The 23,980-nt window shown below is 41.1% G+C and carries 16 protein-coding genes; 9 read left to right on the forward strand and 7 right to left on the reverse strand.

Annotated features, from left to right (window positions below; translation table 11 throughout):
* Window positions 1–104: 104 nt before the first annotated feature.
* On the reverse strand, window positions 105–3,329 hold the full coding sequence (locus ABJD64_RS15390) for a caspase family protein (RefSeq protein ID WP_348183081.1): 3,225 nt from the start codon (window positions 3,327–3,329) through the stop codon (window positions 105–107).
* Window positions 3,330–3,501: 172 nt separating this feature from the next.
* Between ABJD64_RS15390 and ABJD64_RS15395 the strand changes: the two genes are divergently transcribed.
* From ABJD64_RS15395 to ABJD64_RS15415, 5 genes are all read left to right on the forward strand, one after another.
* Window positions 3,502–6,099 carry a hypothetical protein gene (locus tag ABJD64_RS15395; RefSeq protein WP_348183082.1) on the forward strand — a complete coding sequence of 866 codons (2,598 nt, stop codon included), beginning with the start codon at window positions 3,502–3,504 and terminating at the stop codon, window positions 6,097–6,099.
* Between the two features lie 99 nt (window positions 6,100–6,198).
* Window positions 6,199–9,423, forward strand: coding sequence for a DUF1553 domain-containing protein (locus ABJD64_RS15400; protein ID WP_348183084.1), 3,225 nt, complete (start codon window positions 6,199–6,201; stop codon window positions 9,421–9,423).
* Between the two features lie 15 nt (window positions 9,424–9,438).
* On the forward strand, window positions 9,439–10,920 hold the full coding sequence (locus ABJD64_RS15405) for a DUF1501 domain-containing protein (RefSeq protein WP_348183086.1): 1,482 nt from the start codon (window positions 9,439–9,441) through the stop codon (window positions 10,918–10,920).
* Window positions 10,921–10,924: 4 nt separating this feature from the next.
* Complete coding sequence (locus ABJD64_RS15410; protein WP_348183088.1) at window positions 10,925–11,965, forward strand: 6-bladed beta-propeller; 1,041 nt, start codon at window positions 10,925–10,927, stop codon at window positions 11,963–11,965.
* Window positions 11,962–14,178 carry a chitobiase/beta-hexosaminidase C-terminal domain-containing protein gene (locus tag ABJD64_RS15415; protein ID WP_348183089.1) on the forward strand — a complete coding sequence of 739 codons (2,217 nt, stop codon included), beginning with the start codon at window positions 11,962–11,964 and terminating at the stop codon, window positions 14,176–14,178. The genes ABJD64_RS15410 and ABJD64_RS15415 overlap by 4 nt, the downstream gene beginning before the upstream one ends.
* 76 nt (window positions 14,179–14,254) lie before the next feature.
* Here ABJD64_RS15415 and ABJD64_RS15420 read toward each other — a convergent pair whose 3' ends face one another.
* Window positions 14,255–14,857 (reverse strand): DUF2306 domain-containing protein, encoded by a 603-nt coding sequence (locus ABJD64_RS15420; RefSeq protein ID WP_348183091.1) that lies wholly within the window; start codon window positions 14,855–14,857, stop codon window positions 14,255–14,257.
* Between the two features lie 367 nt (window positions 14,858–15,224).
* Between ABJD64_RS15420 and ABJD64_RS15425 the strand changes: the two genes are divergently transcribed.
* The 4 genes from ABJD64_RS15425 to ABJD64_RS15440 all read left to right on the forward strand — a co-directional run bounded on the left by ABJD64_RS15425 (window position 15,225) and on the right by ABJD64_RS15440 (window position 20,127).
* Complete coding sequence (locus tag ABJD64_RS15425; protein ID WP_348183093.1) at window positions 15,225–16,346, forward strand: hypothetical protein; 1,122 nt, start codon at window positions 15,225–15,227, stop codon at window positions 16,344–16,346.
* 136 nt (window positions 16,347–16,482) lie between these two features.
* Entirely contained in the window at window positions 16,483–17,715 is a 1,233-nt protein-coding gene (locus ABJD64_RS15430; protein ID WP_348183095.1) for a pyridoxal phosphate-dependent aminotransferase family protein, read from the forward strand.
* Window positions 17,716–17,790: 75 nt separating this feature from the next.
* Window positions 17,791–18,789 (forward strand): NAD(P)-dependent oxidoreductase, encoded by a 999-nt coding sequence (locus ABJD64_RS15435; protein ID WP_348183097.1) that lies wholly within the window; start codon window positions 17,791–17,793, stop codon window positions 18,787–18,789.
* 18 nt (window positions 18,790–18,807) lie between these two features.
* A complete protein-coding gene (locus ABJD64_RS15440; protein ID WP_348183099.1) occupies window positions 18,808–20,127 on the forward strand; it encodes an inositol-3-phosphate synthase in 1,320 nt (439 codons plus the stop codon).
* A 57-nt stretch (window positions 20,128–20,184) separates the two neighbouring features.
* Here ABJD64_RS15440 and ABJD64_RS15445 read toward each other — a convergent pair whose 3' ends face one another.
* From ABJD64_RS15445 to ABJD64_RS15465, 5 genes are read right to left on the reverse strand one after another with little or no spacing between them, the layout of a single operon-like run.
* Window positions 20,185–21,207: an NAD-binding protein gene (locus ABJD64_RS15445; RefSeq protein WP_348183101.1), complete on the reverse strand. Its 1,023-nt coding sequence runs from the start codon at window positions 21,205–21,207 to the stop codon at window positions 20,185–20,187.
* A gap of 10 nt (window positions 21,208–21,217) precedes the next feature.
* Window positions 21,218–21,925, reverse strand: a complete 708-nt coding sequence (locus ABJD64_RS15450; RefSeq protein ID WP_348183103.1) for a DUF6048 family protein — start codon at window positions 21,923–21,925, stop codon at window positions 21,218–21,220.
* Window positions 21,900–22,343: a DUF6452 family protein gene (locus ABJD64_RS15455; RefSeq protein ID WP_348183105.1), complete on the reverse strand. Its 444-nt coding sequence runs from the start codon at window positions 22,341–22,343 to the stop codon at window positions 21,900–21,902. Before ABJD64_RS15455 ends, ABJD64_RS15450 begins: the two co-directional genes overlap by 26 nt.
* Window positions 22,344–22,377: 34 nt before the next feature.
* Window positions 22,378–23,184 (reverse strand): hypothetical protein, encoded by an 807-nt coding sequence (locus ABJD64_RS15460; RefSeq protein WP_348183107.1) that lies wholly within the window; start codon window positions 23,182–23,184, stop codon window positions 22,378–22,380.
* Window positions 23,174–23,950, reverse strand: a complete 777-nt coding sequence (locus ABJD64_RS15465; RefSeq protein ID WP_348183109.1) for a UDP-2,3-diacylglucosamine diphosphatase — start codon at window positions 23,948–23,950, stop codon at window positions 23,174–23,176. The genes ABJD64_RS15460 and ABJD64_RS15465 overlap by 11 nt, the downstream gene beginning before the upstream one ends.
* Between the last annotated feature and the right edge of the window lie 30 nt (window positions 23,951–23,980).

Raw genomic sequence — 23,980 nt, forward strand, 5'->3', positions numbered from 1 at the left:
CATGCTCAACTACTTTTTATTCGATCGAGATGGCCGAAGATATCTTGTCCAAGCCTAAACATGGAAAGTGAAACTATAAATTCCGCCGTGCAAATTCAAACTGACTATTCTATCACCACCGGAAAGTCCTGTCCTCGTGAATAAGTCACCGGATATTGAGGTTTGCCCTTGTATTGACTGGAGTACTCTGGCACCTGCGAGTCAATATAGGCTTTGAGTTCGTAGATGGTAACCCTTCCATCTTTGGGAGCTCCGTCTGCAGCACCACTTAAGGCTTCTAATAGCACATAAGTGAACAGGCCATGTCCTAATTCAGCAAACTCAGTGGCAAACTGCTCACTGCCTGAGGCCGCCAGCACATGCACTCCTGAACTTCGTGATAGCTGTGCCATGGCTTTTTCTTCACTCGCACCCCGTACGGCTAGTAGTTCGGTGGACCCACCGGACTGACAAGCATCTAGTACCACCAGTTGCTTGAGGGCGCTGATGTTGGCAAATTTTTGTTGTAGTGTAGCGGCATTTACGGCCTCATTCGTCAGCAAGTCAAAATCATAAAGCCTGATGTTTTCTGTTGGGATAAAATAGAAGTTGCCTTCTACCATACTACCATGACCGGCATAATAAAAGAAAAATACATCCTGAGGCCTGGCATTGGCGGCTATATCATCGAGCATGGCCAGCATGTTTTCCTTTGTGGCCTCTTCATTGAAAAGTGAATAGACCTGAGTTTTGTTGAATAGTTTTTTTCCTTTGGTTTTCACCAATTTCAAAAACGCCTCTGCATCCTCCAGCGCATAGTTTAGATCTAGGCTCGGGTTTTTATACTTGTTGATCCCTATCGCCATCACGTGGCATGTGATATCTTCATGAATGCCATCAACAAACAACTCTCGCAGGGTCAATTCGGACTCAATACGCTCTTCGCTAAAAGCGGAAATCGAAATCACATTTTTGCCCGGCACCAGCTGAACAGGATAATGGTGAAAAACCGATTTACCAGGTTTTGGTTTTGTACTAGCCATACGATCGTGCCCTGGAAGACGCTTGCCATTGTGAAGAAGCTTCACCTCGTCCAATCCTCCTCCTTCATCAGTTATTTTGACCATCACATCTATTTCACTTTTAGTCAGGTGCTCACCGGAAGATGGTGATATAATCTCAACACTAGGAGGTGGTGAGTTCTTCAGTTTGGATTTGATATCGATATTGTCATTGAGTAACCCGCCTTGTTTTAATGACTCTCCCAAAATGCCAGGTTTATAAAAGTCTTCAAAGAATTGATCAAGTGAATAACTTTTGAGACCCCGAACGAAAAATATGTTTTGCTTGGCTTTTTCCGTTGCATCAAAATATCCGTTTCTATTGGTAACGAGCCAATCCTTGTCGTTTAATAAAATATGTGAAATGATCTCTTTTCCCGTGGCTATGTCCCAAATCCGTGTAGTACCATCAAGGCTGTGTGTGATTAAGTGTTTGTCCTGATGGATAAATTGCGCCGCCGTAATGGCATCAGTATGTCCTTCGAATGTCTTGACGATCTCTCCAGAATCAATATTCCAAATTCGCACAATGCGGTCAGAGCCTGCTGTGACAATCCATTTACCCCCTTCGTCAAAAGAAGCAGTGTAGATTTGCCCTGTGTGCCCAACATATTTCTGAATACTGAGCCCGGAAGCTAACTCCCAGAGTTTGGCCTTTCCGTCCCAACTGCTCGTTAGCACCTGACCATCACGTACCTGAAGATCAGACACTATTTCTGTATGTCCTACAAAAATCCGTGCCGGCTCGCCGGTGTCTATTTCTATCAGCTTCAGATCTTTGCCCAAACTTCCAACCACGAAATACAAATCATTTTGGGCGAAAGACAACGAGTAAGGTGAATTCTGATCCATCCGATAGGCTTTAATTTCCTCTCCTGAACTGATATCCCAAAGCCTGGCCGTAGCATCCCAGCTGCCAGAGACCAAAAATTTTCCATTTTGGCTCTGGGCCAATTCAAAAATAAGTTCTCTGTGCCCTTTGAAAGTCTTTACTTCCTTGCCGGTTGCTATTTCCCACATTTTGATGGTCTTGTCACCGCTGCCTGTGAAGATATGTTTTCCGTCAAGGGAAAACTCGAAGCATGTTACCCCGCTCTCATGTCCTTCAAACGATCTAATCACTCTCCCTTTTGTCAAGTCCCAAAGTTGAGCAACAGTGCCCACGGCCTTGATTACGTACTTCTCGTCTGGTGAAACTTTAATCGTCTCTCGATAACTCACATATCGGCTGATGTTGTATTGCCAGTAAGACTCAGGATCTAATCCTAGCCCATTGTCAACAGCTTCATTCAAAAAGCCTTTCAACGATTTTTGTATTTTACCACTTTGAGCATTCCAGATTCTGGTGATTCTGTCATTGGTGGCAGCTGCCACATATTTACCATCCGGAGTAAGAGTTGCGGAATTGATTTCAGTGTCTGCTAAGAGAATTTTTTTAACCAATTGCCCAGCTCTATTCCACAACTTCACCGTATCTTCATCAGACACGAATACTGTGTTTCCTTTCATGCCGACAGCAGTGTACTCTTTTGCTTCTGCGCCATATTCTTTGATTTTTTTGCCTGACTTCAAATTCCATAGCGTGACAGGACCACTCCGGCTTGCCGAAATCAACTCTGACCCATTTTCACTGAGTTGAATAAAACTAGGACATCCACCGCAAGAACTGGGACTAATGTTTCTTAAGGTGTCTCCAGCCATACCAGATTCCAAATCATAAATAATAATCTTGCCGTCATCATTGCCCGTAATCAGTTTTTTACTGTCTTTAGAAAACAACACTTGAACACCAACACCAATGCCTGTTGCTGGATTCCCTTTGTACTCACCTACCTTTTCTCCGGAGGCTGCATTCCATACATATACCAGTCTGTCCCATCCGCCGGATGCCAGCAGCGCGCCATCTGCACTAAAATCTAAGGAGGACACACGCTTCTTATGGCCGGTAATTTTAGTTCTTACTTTTCCTGTAGCTACTTCCCAAATCATTATTGAGTTGTCGGACGAACCACTGGCCAACCACTGACCGGTTGGGTCGAATGTCAGCGTATTTACCGGATTGAGATGACCAAGAAATGTGCGTATCTCTCTGCCAGTTGATACTTGCCAGAGTTTGATGCTATTGTCCCGACTGCCGGTTGCCAGAAACTTACCGTCCGGGCTATACGCAACTGCTCTAACTGCCGCACGATGACCGCGCTGGATGACGGTTTCCAATGGATATTCCTGAGCAAACACTTGAACGCGGATACAAGACAGCAGAGCAAAGAGGAAGACTGTATTTTTCAATATATAGGGATTTTGAAAGTTCGGTTAAAGGTACAACGAGAATACGTAAGAAGAAATACTATGACAGGAGGCAGACCATTCAGGCAATTAGGTTTTCACTCAAATTTTATTTCTGCTGTTGCCTTCGAAATACTCATTTCCTTTTCATAGAGCATGGCAATATTGTTTATTTTTGAAAACGTGGCTTTTTGTATGGCTGGGTATTGAAATTGTACACGATGTCAACAGAGAAATTAGAAATACAGCTGTGAGATATTCTCTTTATATGTGTTGTGGTTTTTTATTAAAATTAATAACCACACTCACACTATTTTCTCATCCCTCTATAGCCAATGAAGACTATTACGGCTTGTTATTCAAATCCTATGCTTATCCGCAGAATGAAAGAACTTCCCTTGATCTTAGTTTGAATCATTCTTTTAATGTCCATAAAAAGCAAAAGCTTGAATTCGAGCTTTCGATGTGGCAGGCAGACAAATTCGGATATATTTTTCGTAGCCTGAGCCAAGACAATAACAAACTAGACCTTATTTATCTACCGCATGAAGCGGAGGGCCCAACTTTAAAATTAGTATTTAACGAAAGTCAAGAATTGATTTCTTTATCCGTACCAGCAGAGAAAATGGCAAGGAATCAATGGCATTCAATTCAATTAAATTTTGAAGAAGGAATACAGCTGAAGTTGAATGATACTACGATTTTCCATCGACAACCTTATCGATTCCAATCTCTGACCTTCGGTCTAAATAAAAATACAAGCAATCAAACTTTCGAGATCCCTCCATTTGCGTTAAAAAATATTATCTACACAGCGGACGAAAAAGTATTGCATCAGTGGCTGCTCAATGAAAAAGCGGAGCAAACTGCTCATGATGAAATTGGGAACTGGCACATACAAATTAGCAACCCAAGCTGGATTCGTTCAAAATACTTTAACTGGGAAGAAAAGGCCACACTCAATGGTGATATGATGCCTGGACTGGTCTATAATGCTGACAACCAAAGCATCAATATCATCAGCAATGACCGCATCGAACGCTACTTCATTCCGCACAGTTTTCAGGATGTCATATCTTACAATGCATCGCTGACAGTCACTGATCCTGCTAAAAAGGGTATATATAATTACCTCACTCATGAACTTCTACTATACGACCTGCAGCCTACCGGAATGCACATTTATCAGGATACTGAATCATCCTGGATCCCATTGAATGATAAAAAAGAAGTCAAACAGCAAATATGGAAGCATTCGGCTTTCATCAATCCGCTGGACAGTAGTCTATATGTCTTTGGTGGATATGGTTTCTTTACTATGAAAAATGATTTATGGAAATTTGACAGAACTGACCAAAATTGGAAACAAGTGCCACTAAGCGGAGACAAAATCTGGCCCCGTTATCACGTCAGTGTTGGAAAAGGATTGAAGCCCGGTCAGTTTTATATCTTTGGAGGAATCGGTAATGAGTCCGGCAAACAGGAGCTTGGCCAACAGAATTTCTATGATCTCTTTCAAATCGATCTAACGGATAGTACTGTTTCCAAAATTTGGGAGCTTGATCCTCCTGACAATCATTTTCTTCCGACTAATAATTTAGTAGTCAACCCTTCAGATAGTAGTTTTTATGGTTTATCTTATCGAAATTTTGATACCGATGGCAGTCTGGCCTTAATACGGTTTTCACTTCACAAACCTACCTATGAGGTGGTCTCAGATAGTATTCCATATTCCGCCACAAGAATGGATTATTCTGATGTACTGCTAAGCCTCAATAAACCTACAAAAGAGCTTTTTGCGGCGGTTAAAATGTCTGATGATAGAAAGCAATCAGAGACTAAAATCTACTCTTTATTGTTTCCACCCTATCACCTGGACGAAGGTGAGCCTAAAAACGCTACCAGTTTTTTTGCGAAACACTCGAAACAGCTGAGTTGGACGCTGTTTGTACTATTCGCTCTACTAAGCTTCTTTGTCATCAAAAAAGTGTTGCAAGTAAAAAGTAATCAGCCAATAAAGTATCAACCCACTAAGGGCAGCTCAACCCCCGCTACTAATACCCAGATTTATTTGCTCGGCGGATTCACTATCATCCATAGGGGTAAGGATTTGAGTAAATTATTTAGTCCAAAATTGAGAGAATTAATGATACTTCTTCTCCTTACCAACACAGGCGAGCTTAGAGGTATAGGTACAAAAACATTGACCCATGTCTTGTGGCCCCTCATGGATCCGGCGAAAGCCAAAAATTCGAGGGGAGTAACCATCCAACGTTTGCGTCAAGTCCTTGAAAAGATCGGAGGCATGGAGCTGAGATTCAGCAATGACAAATGGAGTTTGAATTTTCGCGAAGAAGTATATTGTGATGTGCTGGACTATTACACTTTGAAATATAGATATGGCGAACAATTTCCCATGGCCGCTCTTCAGCAAATGATAGCTTTACTCAAAAGAGGAACAATCCTGCCCAACATGCAAATGGAATGGCTCGATACAAAAAAGGCCGAATTCATCAATGATGTCCTGGATACCCTTTTGGGTCAAACTGAATACCTGGACGCAAAACAGGATGCCGAACTATTGCTTGAGATTTCACAAGTAGTACTGCTATTCGACGATTTGAATGACCAGGGATTAGCCTTAAAGTTATCAGCATTGACAAACCTGGGAAAACACGGCTTAGCAAAAACTGAATTTGACAGATTTCAAGAGAAATACAAAAAGGTGTTCGATGAGGCATACCCTAAGTCTTTTCATGACCTTATTCATTAATTTTTTAAAAGAAATCAAGCTGTAACCCATTTTGTAACCCTTCTCATAAGCCCCTTCCCGATAAAATAGTGATTTAAATCATATTATTGATTTCGCACTATGATAAAAAGGATTAAAAAAACATGGGTAATCAGCGGTCTGGTGGCCATAAGTATAGGGCTACATTCATGCTCTACAACACCTCCTTCTATAGCCATATCAGGCAATAATGAATTACCAGATGTAGTTGATTTCAATTTTCACATCAAGCCCATTTTATCAGACCGATGCTTCGCTTGTCATGGGCCAGATAAGGGTTCCCGATTGAGTGGCTTGCGTTTGGACACGCCAGAAGGAGCTTTCGAAGCTATTGGAGAGGATAAGGACAGATATGCCATAGTACCGAATCATCCTGACAGCAGCGAAGTCGTAAAGAGAATACATCATCCGGATCCTAAGGAGGTCATGCCTCCACCAGAGTCTAATCTTACTTTATCCAATTATGAGAAAAAACTGATTACTAAATGGATAGAGCAAGGAGCCCAATGGAAAAAACACTGGGCATTTATCCCACCTGTAAAGAATAACGAACCTCAGGTAAAAAGTAAAAACTGGCTAAAAACTCCTATTGACGCCTTTGTACTTCGCAAGTTGGAAGAAGTCGGCCTTGAACCCGAAGCCCCTGCCTCAAAAGAACAATTGCTCAGGCGTGTAACCTTTGATCTGACAGGACTCCCACCATCCTTGGAAGAAATTGACGAATTCATGAGTGACCAATCACCTAACGCATTTGAAAAAGTAGTAGACCGGCTGCTGTCTTCATCCGCCTATGGCGAACGAATGGCGAATGAGTGGCTCGATGTTGCCAGATATGCAGACACTCACGGCTATCAGGATGATTTGAAAAGAAATATGTGGCCCTGGAGAGATTGGGTAATCAAGGCATTTAACGACAACATGCCCTATGACAATTTTATCCAATGGCAGATCGCAGGAGATCTATTTGAAAATGCCACCTATGAGCAAATATTAGCCACCGGCTTCAACCGGAATCACCGGGTCAATCAAGAAGGAGGTATTATAGACGAAGAATTCAGAGTGGAATATGTTGCAGACAGAACCAACACCACAGGTACCGCTTTCATGGGTCTGACGGTGAGTTGTGCACGATGTCATGATCATAAGTACGATCCAATCTCGACCAAAGAGTACTATCAAATGTTTGCTTTTTTCAACAATGTACCAGAAAAAGGAAGAATTGAATATGATGAACCAGTAAAGCCACTACTCAAAGTACCTGAAAGCAAAATTCAGGAAGTCAAAACTTATCTGAATAAACTCATCGCAGAAGAAAGCAAGAAAATATACCAGCGGGAGAAAGAAGTCAAAAAGGACTGGAGGCAGCTAGAGGCCAGTTGGACCGCCAACCAGAATAGCAACCCTAACGAGCTTCCGGTAAATATGCTTACCTATTTTGGTTTAGATGGCATTCAATCGGAGGTCAAACGGCTAACAGTTGATCCGAAACGCCCGGGAAGTGAGGAATCATATTTCAATGAAGGGATATATAGCCGAGCACTAGAATTAGACGGCTCCAGTTACTTTGAACTAGACAATACCTTCTCACCAGAATACAATCAACCTTTTAGTATTGGTTTCTGGCTTCAAACTTCAACGCTAACCGGCGACGGTGCCATTTTGGCCAAAATGGACAAAATCAATAAAGGGAATGGAATGAAAGGATTTGATCTGTTTCTAGACAAGAACAAACTGGCCGTGCACCTGGTAAACAACTGGCCATTTAATGCAATTAGTGTAGTCACCAAACAACCCATCCACCCAATGAAATGGACCCACGTGATGGTTTCTTACAATGGAAAAGGCAAAGCCGAAGGTATCAAAATCTATTTGGACGGTGAATTGCAAAGCACAACGGTTGAAACAGATAATCTCAGCGGATCTATATTGAGTGGCAACAGCATGAAAATAGGATCTCGAGGTGGCAATCATGCGCTGGGTAAATGTAAAATTGATGAGCTCAGTATATATGAAAGTGTACTCAATGATACGGAAGTTGTACAAGTACACCAATATAATCCTATTCAGCGCACGCTGGCATCCACACCAAGAAGCGAGCAAGATGACCAAAAACTTTTCTATCACTATCTATATAAGCAAGATGCTTCATACAAAAAGCATACAATGAACAAGTATTTAGGCGAGCAAAGAAAAGAATTTTTGAATGACCCGACAGCCAATGAAGTCATGGTCATGGAGGAAATGAAGGAACCTAGACAAGCCTATATTTTGGAAAGAGGGGGATACGAAAATCACGGTGAGCCGGTGTCTCCGGGCACCATCCAATCCGTACTTGAATTCCCCGACCATCTACCAAAAAATAGACTTGGACTCGCACAGTGGTTGGTTTCTGAAAACAATCCGCTCACAGCTAGAGTTGCAATAAACAGGTATTGGCAATTACTCTTTGGTATGGGTATTGTCCCAACACCCAATGACTTTGGCAGTCAGGGAGAGTTACCAACTCATCCGGAATTACTCGACTGGCTGGCCGTTGATTTCATGGAGTCTGGCTGGGATCTCAAAAAGGCCATGAAACAAATAGTCATGTCTGCCACCTATCAGCAAGCCTCAGACATTACTCCTGAAAAACTTGAAATTGATCCTGAAAATCTATGGCTTGCCCGCGGAAGTAGATTTAGACTCTCTTCCGAAATGCTTAGAGATCATGCCCTGGCCATTAGTGGATTATTAGTCAATCAAATTGGCGGCCCTTCTGTCAAACCTTATCAGCCTGCCGGACTATGGGCGGAAGTCACCTCAGGAAGAGGTCTGGCCAGCTATATAGAAGGCATGGGGAATGATTTATATAGAAGAAGTCTGTACACTTACTGGAAGCGAACCGTGCCTCCGCCATCCATGATGATTTTTGATGCCTCGGAAAGAAACGATTGTACGGTCAAAAGACAATCCACCAGCACACCTCTACAGGCATTGGTTTTGTTGAATGACCCTCAATTTGTAGAAGCATCCAGGGTACTGGCCGAGCGAATAATTCTTGAAGGAGGAGAAGGTTTTGAAAACAGAGTTCAGATGGCCTTCAAGCTGGCCACCTCAAGGCGAGCCGAAAAAGAAGAATTGGAAATACTCAAAGAAATGTACGAACAACAACAGGCTGGTTTCGAGCTGCACCCGGAGGAGGCTGGACAGTTACTGAGTATTGGTCGAAGAAAGCCGGATCAAACAATCAATCCAGTCGAATTGGCTTCTATGACCGTGATCACCAACACAATCCTAAATTTAACTGAAACGATTACCAGGGGGTAATAGACCATAAAGATTATGACAGACAAAGAAATTCTCAATTACCAGTACAATCAAAATCGAAGACATTTCCTGAGCAAGGCCAGCATGGGTCTTGGCGCCGTTGCACTCTCATCGCTCCTAGATCCTGCAAAGGCTTTCGCCAATAAAATCAATGGATTAGCCAATATAAATTCAGGTAACGGTATTCTAAATGGAGGTCACTTTATGCCTAAGGCTAAACGTGTTATCTATTTATTCCAAAGCGGTGGCCCTTCACAATTGGAATTATTCGATTACAAACCGCTGCTTGATAAACGACGCGGACAAGACCTTCCCGAGTCCATTCGGGCAGGACAAAGACTAACAACCATGACTTCGGAACAGAAGTCCTTCCCACTCGCCAACTCACAGTTTAAGTTTTCTCAACATGGTCAAAGTGGAATGTGGTTCAGTGATCTACTGCCTTATACCTCGAAAATTGCTGACGAAATATGCATGGTAAAGTCCATGCATACCGAAGCCATCAATCATGACCCGGCCATTACTTTTTTTCAGACAGGGCATCAGCAAGCGGGTAGACCCAGTATAGGTTCCTGGTTGAGCTATGGGCTTGGCAGCGACAACAACAACCTTCCGTCATTTTGTGTTTTGCTGTCAAAAGGTACAGGCAGACCCCAGGGACAACCGCTGTATTCAAGGTTGTGGGGTAATGGATTTTTGAATTCTCTGCATCAAGGAGTCCAATTTAGATCAGGCAAGGATCCAGTCCTGTTTCTCAACAATCCAGATGGGGTATCTCGGTCAAAAAGAAGAGAAGTATTGGATCAATTGGCCAAGATGAATATGATGCACATGAAAGACGTAGGTGATCCTGAGATTGTCAGCAGAATCGCCCAGTATGAGATGGCCTATCGGATGCAAACCTCGGTACCAGAAGTCATGGACGTCTCTAAAGAACCGGAGTGGGTACATAAAATGTATGGGCCTAACGCGTCCAAACCAGGAACATTTGCAGCCAATTGTCTGCTTGCAAGAAGACTCATAGAACAAGATGTGAAATTTGTTCAATTGTATCACATGGGGTGGGACCAACACGAAAATCTACCAAATCAAATCCAACGACAAGCCCAGGATGTAGACCAGGCTTCTGCAGCTCTCATCATGGATCTGAAACAACGTGGATTACTGGAAGACACATTGGTAGTCTGGGGCGGAGAATTTGGTCGTACCAATTATTCTCAAGGTATGCTGACGGAGACTAATTATGGGCGTGATCATCACCCCAGATGCTTTTCCATGTGGATGGCCGGTGGTGGTCTGAAAAAAGGAATCACTTATGGCGAAACCGATGAGTTCGGTTACAACATCATTAAAGACCCGGTACATGTGCATGATTTTCAAGCAACCATGCTCCATTTACTTGGCGTCGACCATGAAAGATTGATCTTTAAGCATCAAGGCAGAAGATACAGGCTCACGGACGTTTCGGGAAAAGTCATAAAAGACCTCATCGCCTGATCATATGGATAAGCGATCTTTTATAAAAAAAACGGCCCTGGCTACTGCAGGCATGATCACCCTACCCAATATCATTATTGCAGGCAAAACCAGACCGCAAACGGGCATTTTAGGGCATGGTAGTCATAAATATCGGGTGGTTTACGATTGGGGAGTCCAGGATGTCTCCAAAATACCGGTAAAGGATTGTCATGAAATGATTCAGGATAGTCGAGGCCGCCTGGTCTTACTTACCAATGAGACAAAAAACAATGTAATTATCTACGACAGATCGGGCAAGGTATTGAAAACCTGGGGTACTGAGTACCCTGGGGCACACGGACTCACTCTCGCTAAGGAAAATGAAGAGGATTTTCTGTTTATTACAGATCAAGAACGACACCAGGTATTCAAAACTGACCTGGATGGAGAAGTGCTGATGACACTTGACTTCCCCCAAGGAACAGACCATTATCAATCACCCGACCAATATAAACCCACGGAAGTAACTGTGACACCAAACGGGGATTTTTATGTGGCCGATGGATACGGTGAGCAACACATCATGCATTACAACCACAAAGGTGAATTGTTGAACATTTTTGGAGGTCGTGGAGAAGGCCCGGAATATTTCGACAATGCCCACGGCATTTGCTATGATGATCGAGACAAAGCCAATCCGATATTATTAATAACAGCCAGACAGCAAAATGCGGTAAAACGATATACCCTAACCGGGGAATACATGGATACCATCGCGTTACCTGGTGCCTCAATTTGCAGACCAGTCATTGATGAGGACAATGTCTATTTTGCAGTCATCGTCTCTCACGGAAGGTGGTCCATGCCTAGTGGTTTTGTCTGTATTTTGGACAAAGACAACAAGGTAATATCTAATCCTGGAGGCAGCATACCTATATATGATCAGGGAGAACTCCAGAAAATGCATCAGACCATCATGCTGTTTACTCATCCACACGATGTCTGTGTAGATCAAGATAAGAATATTTATGTGCCCCAATGGAACAGTGGCCAAACGTACCCTATTAAACTGGAAAGAATATGATTCGATTCCCATGGAGTTCAAAAAAATACGCATTGAAAAGAGTGATTGGTGTAATGTTATCAGCAGGGTTTTATGTTACATCGTCTCAGCCGGCATTTGGTCAGGGCGACGGCGATGACATCAGCCAATGGTTCAGTTTTTTTGGACATTTTCATGCCCTGATTGTACACTTACCCATAGGTTTTCTGCTATTGGCAGGAATGATGGAGGCCTTCATGTTTATCAAGAAGCAGAAAGTATTCGAACCAGCCATTTCATTTGCCTTGTACCTGTCGGCCGGAAGCAGTCTGGTTGCTGCACTATTTGGCTATATGCTATCTCTGGATGGCGGATATGGAGATGATCTGCTGAATACGCACATGTGGCTTGGCATTCTACTTACAATCTGTTCTTTTATTTTAATATTTCTGAAAGCGAAAAAAATGAATGCAAAAATATATTACCCGGTATTGACTTTGTCACTAGTACTTTTATCTGCAACTGGCCACTATGGTGGATCACTCACTCACGGAGAGAATTACCTCACCAAAGACATGCCAACCGGCCTCAAAGGACTATTAGGTATAGCCCCGCAGAACAAAGGAATATTAGCCAATGTCCAATCGATAGACGAAGCCATTGTGTTTGCCAATATCATTCAGCCCGTACTCGAAGACAAATGTGTCTCCTGTCACAATACCAGTAAGTCTAAAGGAGGGTTGAAAATGCACTCTTTGGAAGCACTACTGGCCGGAGGCGAATCCGGACCTGCATTTGTACCTGCGGATACCGGTCAGAGCCTAATGATCAAACACGTGAGTTTACCTTTGGATCAAGAAGAACATATGCCACCAAAAGGTAAACCACAACTGGATACTGATGAAATTGCACTCATGAAATGGTGGGTAGCCAGCGGAGCGGATACAAAGTCCACCGTGGCTACCTTAGAAAAATCGCCTGACATTGAAGGTATTCTGAAGAAGCTGGAGGAAAAAATGACAAAAAAAATCAATCCGGTGTTTGCCAAAGAGATTGATTTTGCAGATGAAGACGATCTGATGGAAATGATGGAAAACCAGGTGACTATTACTCCGCTCTCATCTGAATCACCTTTCGTTCATGTGAGAATCGACAGCGAGGCCTCAAACCTTGATGACCTTCTAGAACCCATTGCAGAACAAATGGTATCGCTCGATTTGAGCAAAACGCAGAGTTCAGACGCATCCCTCAAAGAGATACGAGACTTCGGAAATCTGATTAAACTCTATTTACAAAACACGAATATTACTGATAATGGACTGAAACATTTAAAAAAATTGACCCATTTGGAGTATCTCAACCTTTACGGAACGCAAGTGACCGATCAGGGAATTGCTCACCTGACGGAATTGAAGCTTCTCAAGCATCTCTACCTCTGGAAAACTCAAGTGAGCGACGAAGCCACGCTCGCTCTGGCGAAAAAAAGGCCTGAACTGGTGATAGAAAAAGGTATTGATATCGCACAGCTTGACACTGTCCGTCTCGCCAAGCCATTCATTGAAACCGAGAGACCAATTTTTAAAGACACCACTCAGGTGAAACTATCGCTTGGCATCGAAAACGTAAAAATCTATTATACACTTGATGGCTCGGAACCCGACGGCTCTTCAAAATTATATGTTAGCCCGATTACAATCACCTCATCTTGCACCATAAAAGCCATTGTTTCTAAAGAAGGATGGAGACCCAGTAAGGCCTCTGTGGTGGATTTGACTAAGGTGAAATTCCTAATACAAACGGCACAATTACAAAACCAGCCCAGCGAACAATATCGTGCCAACGGGCCACTAAGTCTAATTGACAGCAGAAGAGGAAGCGATGATTTTAGAGACGACCAGTGGCTCGGATTCCATGAGGTTGATCTGGTAGCTCAACTGGACATGGGCAAGACTATCGATATGAAAAAAGTCACTTTAGGCTGTTTTGAAGATATTTCTTCTTACATATTTTTTCCAACCAGCATCACGATTTCCTATTCCAATGATGGTACTACCTACACAAAACTTGTAACCAAAAAAATAACACCTGCCAGAGAATCCAGGCAAGCCTCATTAAAAAATTACCAATTGGATTTTGCAAATACCAAGGTCAGATACCTGAAACTTGAAGCCTCCAACATGGGACTTTGCCCATCCTGGCATCCAGGCGCTGGAGACAAAGCCTGGTTATTCGTAGATGAGATTATTGTCGAATAATCCTGCCCTCCACAAGAAAAAGGTCTAGGCCGTAATAAAAAAAGAGTCCATATCTTGGTCTCTTTTTTATCCTATTCTAAGTGCTTTTTCTAACAATAATCTCGGCTGCTGCCAAATTCGGAACCCAACACAACCATGATACAATCAAATAGGCAGTAATAAAGTCCACACCTACTGCTCCCTGAAGCATCGGTAACCATATTCTTAGCGTCACTGCTGCCCAGCAAAGTGCATAACTTCTTATCATCCAATTTTGATGGGCTTTTATATCCCCATTTTTCACGGTCACAAATGCCATTACCGTTGTGCTCAACCATAAAACAGCCATCGTGCCAAACCCGAAGCCAGCCACCGCCCCTCCTGTAGCAAAAAAAGATAGGTACAGCCCTGCACTTCCACTAAAGAGTACTGCTAGTACATAGATTTTTCCTAGCATGCGATGAACGTTTATCCTTCTAGCTCTTAGATTTTTACTAAACTGTGTCCATCCTGTAAGCATGCTGATGGCTCCAAACCCAATGTGTTGATAAAAAAGCCAGTTCCAAACGCTACTTTCCAATATCCCTTCAGATTTGCCACCTAAAAACCCCTGACTCATATCAACCAAACCGTAAAGCACCGGGTATATACCAATCACAACAGAAAAAAAACCAAATACTATCCAGCCGAGTCTTTTCATTATTTGATATTAAGTTATCCTTTATTCACTTGTCAATTCCTCCAGGTAAGTTGACAATACTCAAATAATATTACAAAGACTGAAAAAAAATTAAAGGTTGCTTGGGTGGTACCACGATTTTGATTGTCGTAATATAAATGTAGGTAGGGGTTTTTTATTTGACTCTCTGAATAATTCTATTAATAATTCTAAGAGTCCAATTAATATGGCGAATCCTTCCAATCAAAATTTAATTTGGTCGTATTATTTAGCTCCTAGGTTTCATCAAAAAAGGGCACAATATTTCAAATTAAATATGAATAGAAAGCCAATAGATATATCTTTGCGCATTATTTTTTGATGGTGCGCAGCAACCCAAATTAGGTTAATGATTGAAGTAGTAAAGGTTCAGGACAAAAAGGAATTAAAGAGGTTTATTGATTTTCCTCATGCCCTATATGAGCATGATGCAAATTACGTGCCTGAATTATACCTTGCGCAAAAGGATCTTTTGGACAAAAAGAATCATCCATTCTTCAAACATTCCGAAGCTGACTTTTTCCTTGCCTATCAGGATTCAAAAGTTGTAGGTAGAGTTGCTGCTATCAAGAATAATAATTATCTGAATTTCACTGGAGAGAAAACCGGGAAGTTTGGTTTTTTCGATGTGGTTGAAAATTACGCAGTGGCTGAAGCCTTGTTAAACACTGTAACTGATTGGCAAAAAGAGCGGGGCTTGGCCAAACTAGCCGGTCCGGAAAATTATTCAACCAATGAAACTTGCGGTACGTTGATTGAAGGGTTTGACTCTTCTCCAACTATTATGATGCCATATAACAAACCATATTATAAAGAATATCTTGAAAAATATGGTTTTGAAAAGGACATGGATTTGTTGTCTTATATTATTTACACTAAAGATGTTCCTGACAAATTGATTCGCCTGTCTTCTAAAATTCTTGAAAGACTAAACGGCAAAGGGATTACGATCAGAAAGATCAATCTGAGTAAATTCTCTGAAGAAATCGACAAAATCATTCAAATATACAATTCTGCCTGGGAGAAAAATTGGGGATTTGTACCCATGACTGATGAGGAGTTCAAGCATGCCGCAAAGGACATGAAGCAAATTGTTGATCCTGATTTTGTCTTAATCGCAGAACACGAGGGAAGGCCAATTGGATTTTCTTTGAGTATTCCGGATATGAATGTTCCATTAAAAAAACTAAAGAAAGGAAGACTGCTTCCATTTGGACTATTCAAGTTGCTTTATTATAAAAGAAAAATCAACCGGGTACGTGTTGTTACACTTGGACTGGTCGAAGGATATAGGAAGTTGGGAATTGACGCATACTTTTATATGAAGGCATTTGAAGAAGCAAAACGCAAGGGCATGCTATATGGCGAGGCGTCATGGATATTAGAAAATAATGAACTGATGAACAAAGCCATTGAGAATATCAATGGTGAAGTATATAAAAAACACAGACTGTTTAAAAAAGCAATCTGACGAAATAAATAAGGGACTAATTGAATTCTAAAGAATATAAATTGGTAATTTGCTAGTTTTGGGAAGATAATTCTTGAAACATCAGCTATAGGGACGGTATAAAGCACCAATATATTCTTTACAAAACCGATAATTGATGAGTATTTTACGAGAACGTTTGGCGAGGTACACAGTAGCTAAGGAGGCAAGAGCTCAGGGTCTATATCCGTATTTTAGAGAAATAGGCTCCAATCAGGACACGGAAGTTATTATCAATGACAATAGGGTACTGATGTTTGGTTCCAACAGCTATTTGGGATTGACGAATCACCCAAAGGTGAAAGAAGCGGCTAAACTAGCAGTAGACAAATATGGCACCGGTTGCGCCGGATCTAGGTTTTTGAACGGAACCTTAGATCTTCACGTGCAGCTCGAAGAAAAACTCGCCGAATACTTCAAAAAAGATGCTGCTTTGGTATTTAGTACCGGTTTTCAATCAAATCTGGGAACCATATCGTGCCTTACAGGGCGTAATGATTATATCCTTATCGACGAGCTGGATCACGCCTCAATTATAGATGGCACCAGACTATCATTCTCCAAAGTGCTTAAATTCAAGCACAACGACATGGAGTCCCTGGAAAAGCAATTGAGTAGGTTACCAGACGATGCGGTCAAAATGATTGTAGTTGATGGTATATTTAGCATGGAGGGCGACATCGTTAAGCTTCCCAAAATTGTGGAGCTCTCAAAAAAATATGGTGGGACGATTATAGTAGATGACGCTCACTCAGTAGGTGTAATTGGTAAGCAAGGATCTGGAACTGCTTCACATTTTGGTCTGGAGGACGATGTAGATTTTATCGTTGGAACTTTCAGCAAGTCGCTGGCTTCACTAGGTGGGTTCGTAGCTGCAGATCATACTTCCATTGAATACATGAAGCATCACGCGCGGGCATTAATGTTTAGTGCCAGTATTCCTCCTGCGTCTGCGGCAAGTGCGTTAGCTGCCTTGGAAATCATCAAAACTGAACCAGAAAGAATTGAAAAACTTTGGGATAACACGAATTACACCATAAAGTGCCTAAAGCAGAATGAATTTGACATTGGAGATGCAGAATCTCCGATTGTTCCAATATACGTTAGAGACAACACCAAAACTTTTCAGGTGACTCAGATGCTATTTAATGAAGGAGTATTCGTAAATCCTGTTATTTCACCGGCTGTACCAAGTAATTCTTCACTATTGAGGTTCTCATTGATGGCGACGCATTCGCATGAGCAAATTGATATCGCAATGGATAAATTTATTAAGGCCAGAAAAATAATTGGGTTCGGAGAGCCGGAAGAGGTTCTTGCGGAGCCGGCGCTATTATCCAACAAAGCATAAATATAAAAGCCTGAGTTGTTCAGGCTTTATTTTTTCAAATGATCAAGACTGGCTTTTTCCCATTTTAATATACCAATGAACATACTGATCACAGGGGCTACTGGATTTATTGGTAAGTTTTTGGTAGACTATGCCTTGAACGAAAAGCTCAATGTATTTGCCGCCGTCCGAAAGTCTAGCAATCGATCAAGCCTTAAAAATAAAAACATCGGATTTGTAGAACTAGACTTATCATCAAAGGAAGTACTGAAAATTCAATTATCAGAATTTATTGAAGAGAATGGCTCCATTGATTATGTGATTCACAATGCTGGCATTACCAAGTCGACTGATAATTCTGAATATGATCTGGTAAACTGCAGCTATACCATCAATCTAATCAAGGCGCTAGAAAGTACTGATCAGCCAATTACCAAATTCACATTAATCAGCAGTTTGGCAGCTTCTGCCCCCGGAAATAGCAGTGAAATGATCAAAATCGACGCTGATGGCAGCCCTGTTTCAGCCTATGGTTGGAGCAAGAAAAAAGCAGAGACCTATATTGAGGAGAAATGTACATTACCTTATGTAATTTTGCGCCCGCCACCGGTTTTCGGACCAGGTGACAAGGATATGTTTCCTGTTTTTGATTTAGTAAACAAAAATCTTGAATTATACATAGGGGGTAAACTTCAATTATTGTCGTTCATATATGTCAAAGATTTAGCTCGTGGCATTATAAAAGCGACTATTTCACCATTGGTAAATAAAAAATATTTTCTATCGGACAATGGACAATATGACAACGTAAAGTTCAATTTGCTGATCAAGCAGTATTTAAACAAGAAAACATTAAAAATTAAGCTACCACTGTTTGTGGTTTATATTGTGGCTTTTTTCTCTGAAATTTATACCAGAATTACAGGGAATTTGTCGCAACTCAACATTGAAAAAATAAAGGAACTCAAATGTTCGAACTGGATGTGTGACTCTCGTGATTTTTATAAAGATTTGGCCATTGAGCCGAAGTATACCCTTTATGAAGGGATTCAAGAGACCATCGACTGGTATAGAAGTGAGCATTGGTTAAAATAGCGTTAAAATAGAATATAGATGTCAGACAAAATTACAATTCAGGAGCCTAAAGGAAAGCTAGGCATTCTAACCCCAGGAATGGGAGCGGTATCTACCACTTTCATGGCAGGTGTACTGAGTATCAGAAAAGGATTATCAGACCCAATAGGATCTCTTACTCAAATGGGTACTATTCGATTGGGAAAAAGAACCGAAAAAAGAAACCCATTAATCAAAGATTTCATTCCATTGGCACCATTGGAAAATGTAGTACTTGGTGGATGGGATGTTTTCGAAGACAATGCGTACGAAGCTGCCATGCACGCTCAAGTGTTAGACAAAGACCTTCTCAATGAACTAAAAAGCGAATTAGAGCAAATCAAACCCATGAAGGCCGTTTTTGACAAGAACTATGTCAAGAGACTTGAAGGCACCCACATCAAGACTGGGTATGCCAACAAAATGGAACTGGCTGAAGCCTTGATGGAAGACATGCGCAAGTTCAAAGAAGAAAATGGTTGTGACCGTTTGGCTATGGTTTGGTGTGGATCAACTGAGATATACATCGAAGAGGGAGAGGTACACTCCACCATTGAGAAGCTCGAAGAAGGCATGAGAAATAATCACCCTGATATTGCACCAAGCATGATTTATGCTTACGCTGCGGTGAAAATGGGAATTCCTTATGCGAATGGAGCACCTAACTTGTCTTGCGATGTCGATGCTATAGTCGAATTAGCTAAGCAAACAGGTGCACCAATTGCAGGTAAAGATTTTAAAACTGGTCAGACGTTGATGAAAACCATTTTGGCTCCTGGCTTGAAAGCCAGGTCGTTGGGTATCGATGGCTGGTTCTCTACGAATATCCTGGGTAACAGAGATGGCGAAGTATTGGACGATCCGGACAACTTCAAAACTAAAGAGGTGTCAAAACTCGGTGTATTAGAAGAAGTACTTGAACCAGAGTTACACCCTAAACTATACGGCAATCTTTATCATAAAGTAAGAATCAACTATTATCCTCCAAGAGGTGATGACAAAGAAGGTTGGGACAATATCGATATTAAAGGTTGGTTAGGTTACAAAATGCAAATAAAAGTGGATTTCCTTTGTAAGGATTCCATTTTGGCGGCTCCTTTAGTACTCGACCTGGCTTTGTTCCTTGACCTGGCGTCGAGAGCAAAAATGAAAGGTGGTATTCAAGAGTGGTTATCTTTTTATCTAAAATCTCCACAGGCAGCGAAAGGCTTGAAACCACAGCATGATATTTTTGTGCAATTGATGAAGTTGAAAAATACTTTGAGGCATTTAGCAGGAGAAGACCTGATTACGAACCTTGGACTTGACTATTACGATTGATAAAGGTCAGATTCTAAGAAAAACTTTAGTCCTTACCGAGCATTCGGTAAGGATTTTTTATTTCAGGTAATACGATTTAAAAGTATCAACATCTGGCTGCTTACCGACAATTACCAATACAACTTCAGATTCGATCAACACTTTGGAAGAGGGATTGAAAACAAACTTCCCCCCCTTGTCATTTAGGCCTACAACAGTAACCCCAGAACGGTTTCTTATATCCATGAATTCAATGGTTTGCCCCTGATAGTCCGACTTCAGATCTTCATATTTTATTTCTTCCAGGCATAAGCCATTCTCATTAGTCCCAGACAATTGATCTAAGTACTCAATTACAAATGGCTTTGTAATGTGCTGGGCCATATGCAGGCCTCCTATGGCATCTGGCATAATAACGTGCTGTGCCCCTGCCTGCTTCAACTTCTTAATCGTACTTTCTTCGGAAGCTCTAGAGATTACCTGTATCTCTGGGTTTAGTGCTTTTACGGTAAGTGTCAAAAAAACATTTTCGGCGTCACTTGGCAATGTTGTAATAAGTGCCCTGGCCTTGTATATACCAGCCTCCTGCAAAACCTCCTCCTGTGTTAAATCTCCTAGTATAAATTTATACTTTTTTACATTTTGGATCAGATCTATCAAGTGCTCATTTCTATCAACCACCACGAATTCAACATTTTGGCTCTGTAGCTCTTCGCATGCCTTACTCCCATTTCTTCCGAATCCACAAACAATAATATGATCTTTCATTTTTTTTACTTCTTTTCCAAAAACGAACTTTCTGTACAATCTATTCAGCTCTCCTTCAAAGAGATAGGTAGAAAAAACTGACACTACATATGCAAATATCATTAAGTTAATAATGATATATATACTGGTAAATAACCTGCCCTCATCAGACAAAGGATATACTTCGTTAAAGCCAACTGTAGAAAATGTAATAACCGCCATATAGAAAGACTCTATCCAGCTAAAATTCTCAATGGTCAAAAAGCCCAGTGTACCGACTACCAAAGAAGTAATCAGCAACAATAGACTGATGATAAATTTTCTAAATATTTTATATTGTTCTAAAAGAAACATCAACTTTTAGTTAGCGCGTTCTCTTTTCTTCAACTTCTTCTATCTTTCGAATGGGCTTTTTTGGAATGGGTTTATCTCTAAATCTTAGTTTATAGATGATATAGTAATTAAACCCAAACTGGCTACTCTTATCTGCCTCTCCAAACCCCGGAATTTCAAAAGGTTGAAGTTCTCCATTTCCAGAAAGTGTTTGAGAAAATTTAAATCTCATTGTATAACCCAAGTATAAAGGTTCCAATACTTTTACATTAATTCCCATATTTGCCTCAAACCAGCGTGCCTTCAAGTTTTCATTGGTGTGGGCAATCACTTCGTCCCCCCAGCCTACATCTGGTTGTGAATAACTAATCTGATCTTTAAATGAACTTCTGGCATACATCAACCCAAAGAAAATACTACTACGATGTCTGTTGTAAGGCATGAGGTTCACCTGTGGCCCCACCCGAAAGAAAGTTCCTTCGGAAGAATAATTGAATCCAGTCCCAATTGGATTAATTTTATCAATACCGAATTCTCCGGCTAAATAAAAATGATGAAAATCAATTTTTGCATGAAACTCCAACGAAGTTTCATCAGTAAATAGGCTCTTACCCAAATCAATTACATCCGCAGCAAAAATCACTTCAGACGGTTTAAAATCCTTCTTCGCTTCCTGGGCCAAGCCACCCCAGCTAACAAAAAGAGCAATTAGACTAGTTGTATATTTTAATATTCTCATCAATGGAGACGTCTATAAACTTTGAGGTCAAATCATAGGTAAATGAAGAGCCTAATACTTCCAATTCGCTATAAAAAAAAGTAGGTCCGCATTCTTCGGACAGCCACTCCAATTGTTTGTTGTAACTAATTGTAAGAGTATCAATCGCAGTAGCCGTTTGAAATACATAAGTCAATTGACTAGTATTAGGATTCAAGTTGAGTGTAAAATTTGATAACGAATCCTTTGAGGTATAAAACACGCTGTCTGTACTCCTTTCAGTAACACCAACAAATTTCATAAATTGTGCAGTGGAGTCCTCACTGCTATAAAACTGAATCTCGATGTTATTCTGAGGTACACCTAAATCACAATCTGGCTCCTCACCACAAGCCCATAGCAACCCTAGTCCCAGGCAAACAATGACAATTTCACGCATGTTTATTCCAACAAATATATTTTTCCTTACCAACTTATTTGCTGCTAAGATACTTATATATATCGAATCCCTGAGCCGTAACAGCCACAAGCCTGTCATCAGAATAGCGGATTTTTGAGAACTCGCCCGGTGGCAGTTTTAACCTCTTATCAGGTCCTGAATAGAGGTGAATCAAGTTCAAAAAACCATCTTCCTGATAATATAGGTAGTCCTTATCAAACCCTGCTTCCTCAGGTCCATGCTCCATCAATCGAAACAGGAAGTTTCCAATATTATCAAAAACCTGAACGCCTGAGTAAATGTCTATGAGGTACATTCGATTCTGATGAGCCTGGAAAGACATTATCTCTACCTTCTTTTGGTTGAATATCAAAGCCAAAGATTTCTCTTCAAGCAATCTCTTTTCCCTTACATCGATCATTTTTAAAGAAAAACTAGATAGGTCGACAACCCAAAGTGCTTGCTGGTAATTTTGAGTAACACCTTCGACATACCCCAGATCAAAATCAGAAAATCGATACAGAACAGGAGAAGCTAAATATCTATTTAGAATTACAAATTCTTGTAAATCCTTATAAAATAAGGTCACTTTTAACTGAGAGGTGGCGACTATTTCATGAATCTCTGCCAATTGCACTGAGGCATATTCCAATATTAACTCGCCGCTTTCGTCATATTTAGCTACTGATCCTTGTCCATCAGTTACATAAATATTACCGACATGATCCAATGTGAAGGTGTCAATATTCTTACGATCTACATGTTTTATCCGTTGCCAAGATTGAGCATCTAAGATGCATGGCATACATACGAGCAGCATGAGAATAAAACTAATCTTCATTTAGAAATTCTCTAAGTTCCAATTGTTCACCATCATATACAGCATACGAACTACCGATTACCCACTCACCCAGATTAACATAGGTAGCATCTTGAGTCAGAGGGCTTTTCGTTGGTATATGGCGATGCCCATAGATGTAGTAGTCATGATGGCTCTTTTTTTCAACCTGGTTGCTGTGGATAATGAGCCATTCTTTATCACCATGAAAAGTCAATGGATCATCCACCTGAGCAAGGCGGCTACCTCTTGACCACGATCTAGCCAACATAATTCCTATATCAGGGTGGAGCCATTTGAATAGCCACTGACAGGTTCGATTGGTAAATATTTTTTTGTAATACTTAAACTTGGTGTCTCCAGGCCCAAGCCCATCTCCATGTGCAACGTAAAACGAGTGAGACCCAATTTCAAAAGACCCAGGTCGGTGATGCAGCACAGCTCCAATTTCTTTCACCAAGTAGCCTTTTAGCCACAAATCATGATTACCAGAAAATATAACTATTTTGATTCCTTGGTCTGCTAGCTGAGCTAGCTTACCCAAGAGCCTTACAAAACCCTTCGGAACGACATGTTCGTATTCGAACCAAAAATCAAAAATATCTCCTAACAGAAAAATTGCCTGCGCATCGTATGATATTTGCTCCAACCACTGGACAATGCGTTTTTCTCTAACAATCGATTGCTGATGATCAGGGACTCCTAGATGGAAATCACTGGCAAAGTAAATTTTCTTATTATTTGCTAATTCAGACAGGGAATTATTCATCTGAAAAGTATTTGGGGCTATGAATCATAG

Origin of the sequence: Reichenbachiella sp., from assembly GCF_039944555.1 — a bacterium.
GTDB lineage: Bacteria > Bacteroidota > Bacteroidia > Cytophagales > Cyclobacteriaceae > Reichenbachiella.

What these genes read in the sequence shown, in the direction of transcription:
- ABJD64_RS15400 (WP_348183084.1), top strand. Translation starts at nt 6,199, where the DNA reads ATGATAAAAAGGATTAAAAAAACATGGGTAATCAGCGGTCTGGTGGCC.
- ABJD64_RS15405 (WP_348183086.1), top strand. Translation starts at nt 9,439, where the DNA reads ATGACAGACAAAGAAATTCTCAATTACCAGTACAATCAAAATCGAAGA.
- ABJD64_RS15410 (WP_348183088.1), top strand. Translation starts at nt 10,925, where the DNA reads ATGGATAAGCGATCTTTTATAAAAAAAACGGCCCTGGCTACTGCAGGC.
- ABJD64_RS15415 (WP_348183089.1), top strand. Translation starts at nt 11,962, where the DNA reads ATGATTCGATTCCCATGGAGTTCAAAAAAATACGCATTGAAAAGAGTG.
- ABJD64_RS15420 (WP_348183091.1), bottom strand. Translation starts at nt 14,857, where the DNA reads ATGAAAAGACTCGGCTGGATAGTATTTGGTTTTTTTTCTGTTGTGATT.
- ABJD64_RS15425 (WP_348183093.1), top strand. Translation starts at nt 15,225, where the DNA reads ATGATTGAAGTAGTAAAGGTTCAGGACAAAAAGGAATTAAAGAGGTTT.
- ABJD64_RS15430 (WP_348183095.1), top strand. Translation starts at nt 16,483, where the DNA reads ATGAGTATTTTACGAGAACGTTTGGCGAGGTACACAGTAGCTAAGGAG.
- ABJD64_RS15435 (WP_348183097.1), top strand. Translation starts at nt 17,791, where the DNA reads ATGAACATACTGATCACAGGGGCTACTGGATTTATTGGTAAGTTTTTG.
- ABJD64_RS15440 (WP_348183099.1), top strand. Translation starts at nt 18,808, where the DNA reads ATGTCAGACAAAATTACAATTCAGGAGCCTAAAGGAAAGCTAGGCATT.
- ABJD64_RS15445 (WP_348183101.1), bottom strand. Translation starts at nt 21,207, where the DNA reads ATGTTTCTTTTAGAACAATATAAAATATTTAGAAAATTTATCATCAGT.
- ABJD64_RS15450 (WP_348183103.1), bottom strand. Translation starts at nt 21,925, where the DNA reads ATGAGAATATTAAAATATACAACTAGTCTAATTGCTCTTTTTGTTAGC.
- ABJD64_RS15455 (WP_348183105.1), bottom strand. Translation starts at nt 22,343, where the DNA reads ATGCGTGAAATTGTCATTGTTTGCCTGGGACTAGGGTTGCTATGGGCT.
- ABJD64_RS15460 (WP_348183107.1), bottom strand. Translation starts at nt 23,184, where the DNA reads ATGAAGATTAGTTTTATTCTCATGCTGCTCGTATGTATGCCATGCATC.
- ABJD64_RS15465 (WP_348183109.1), bottom strand. Translation starts at nt 23,950, where the DNA reads ATGAATAATTCCCTGTCTGAATTAGCAAATAATAAGAAAATTTACTTT.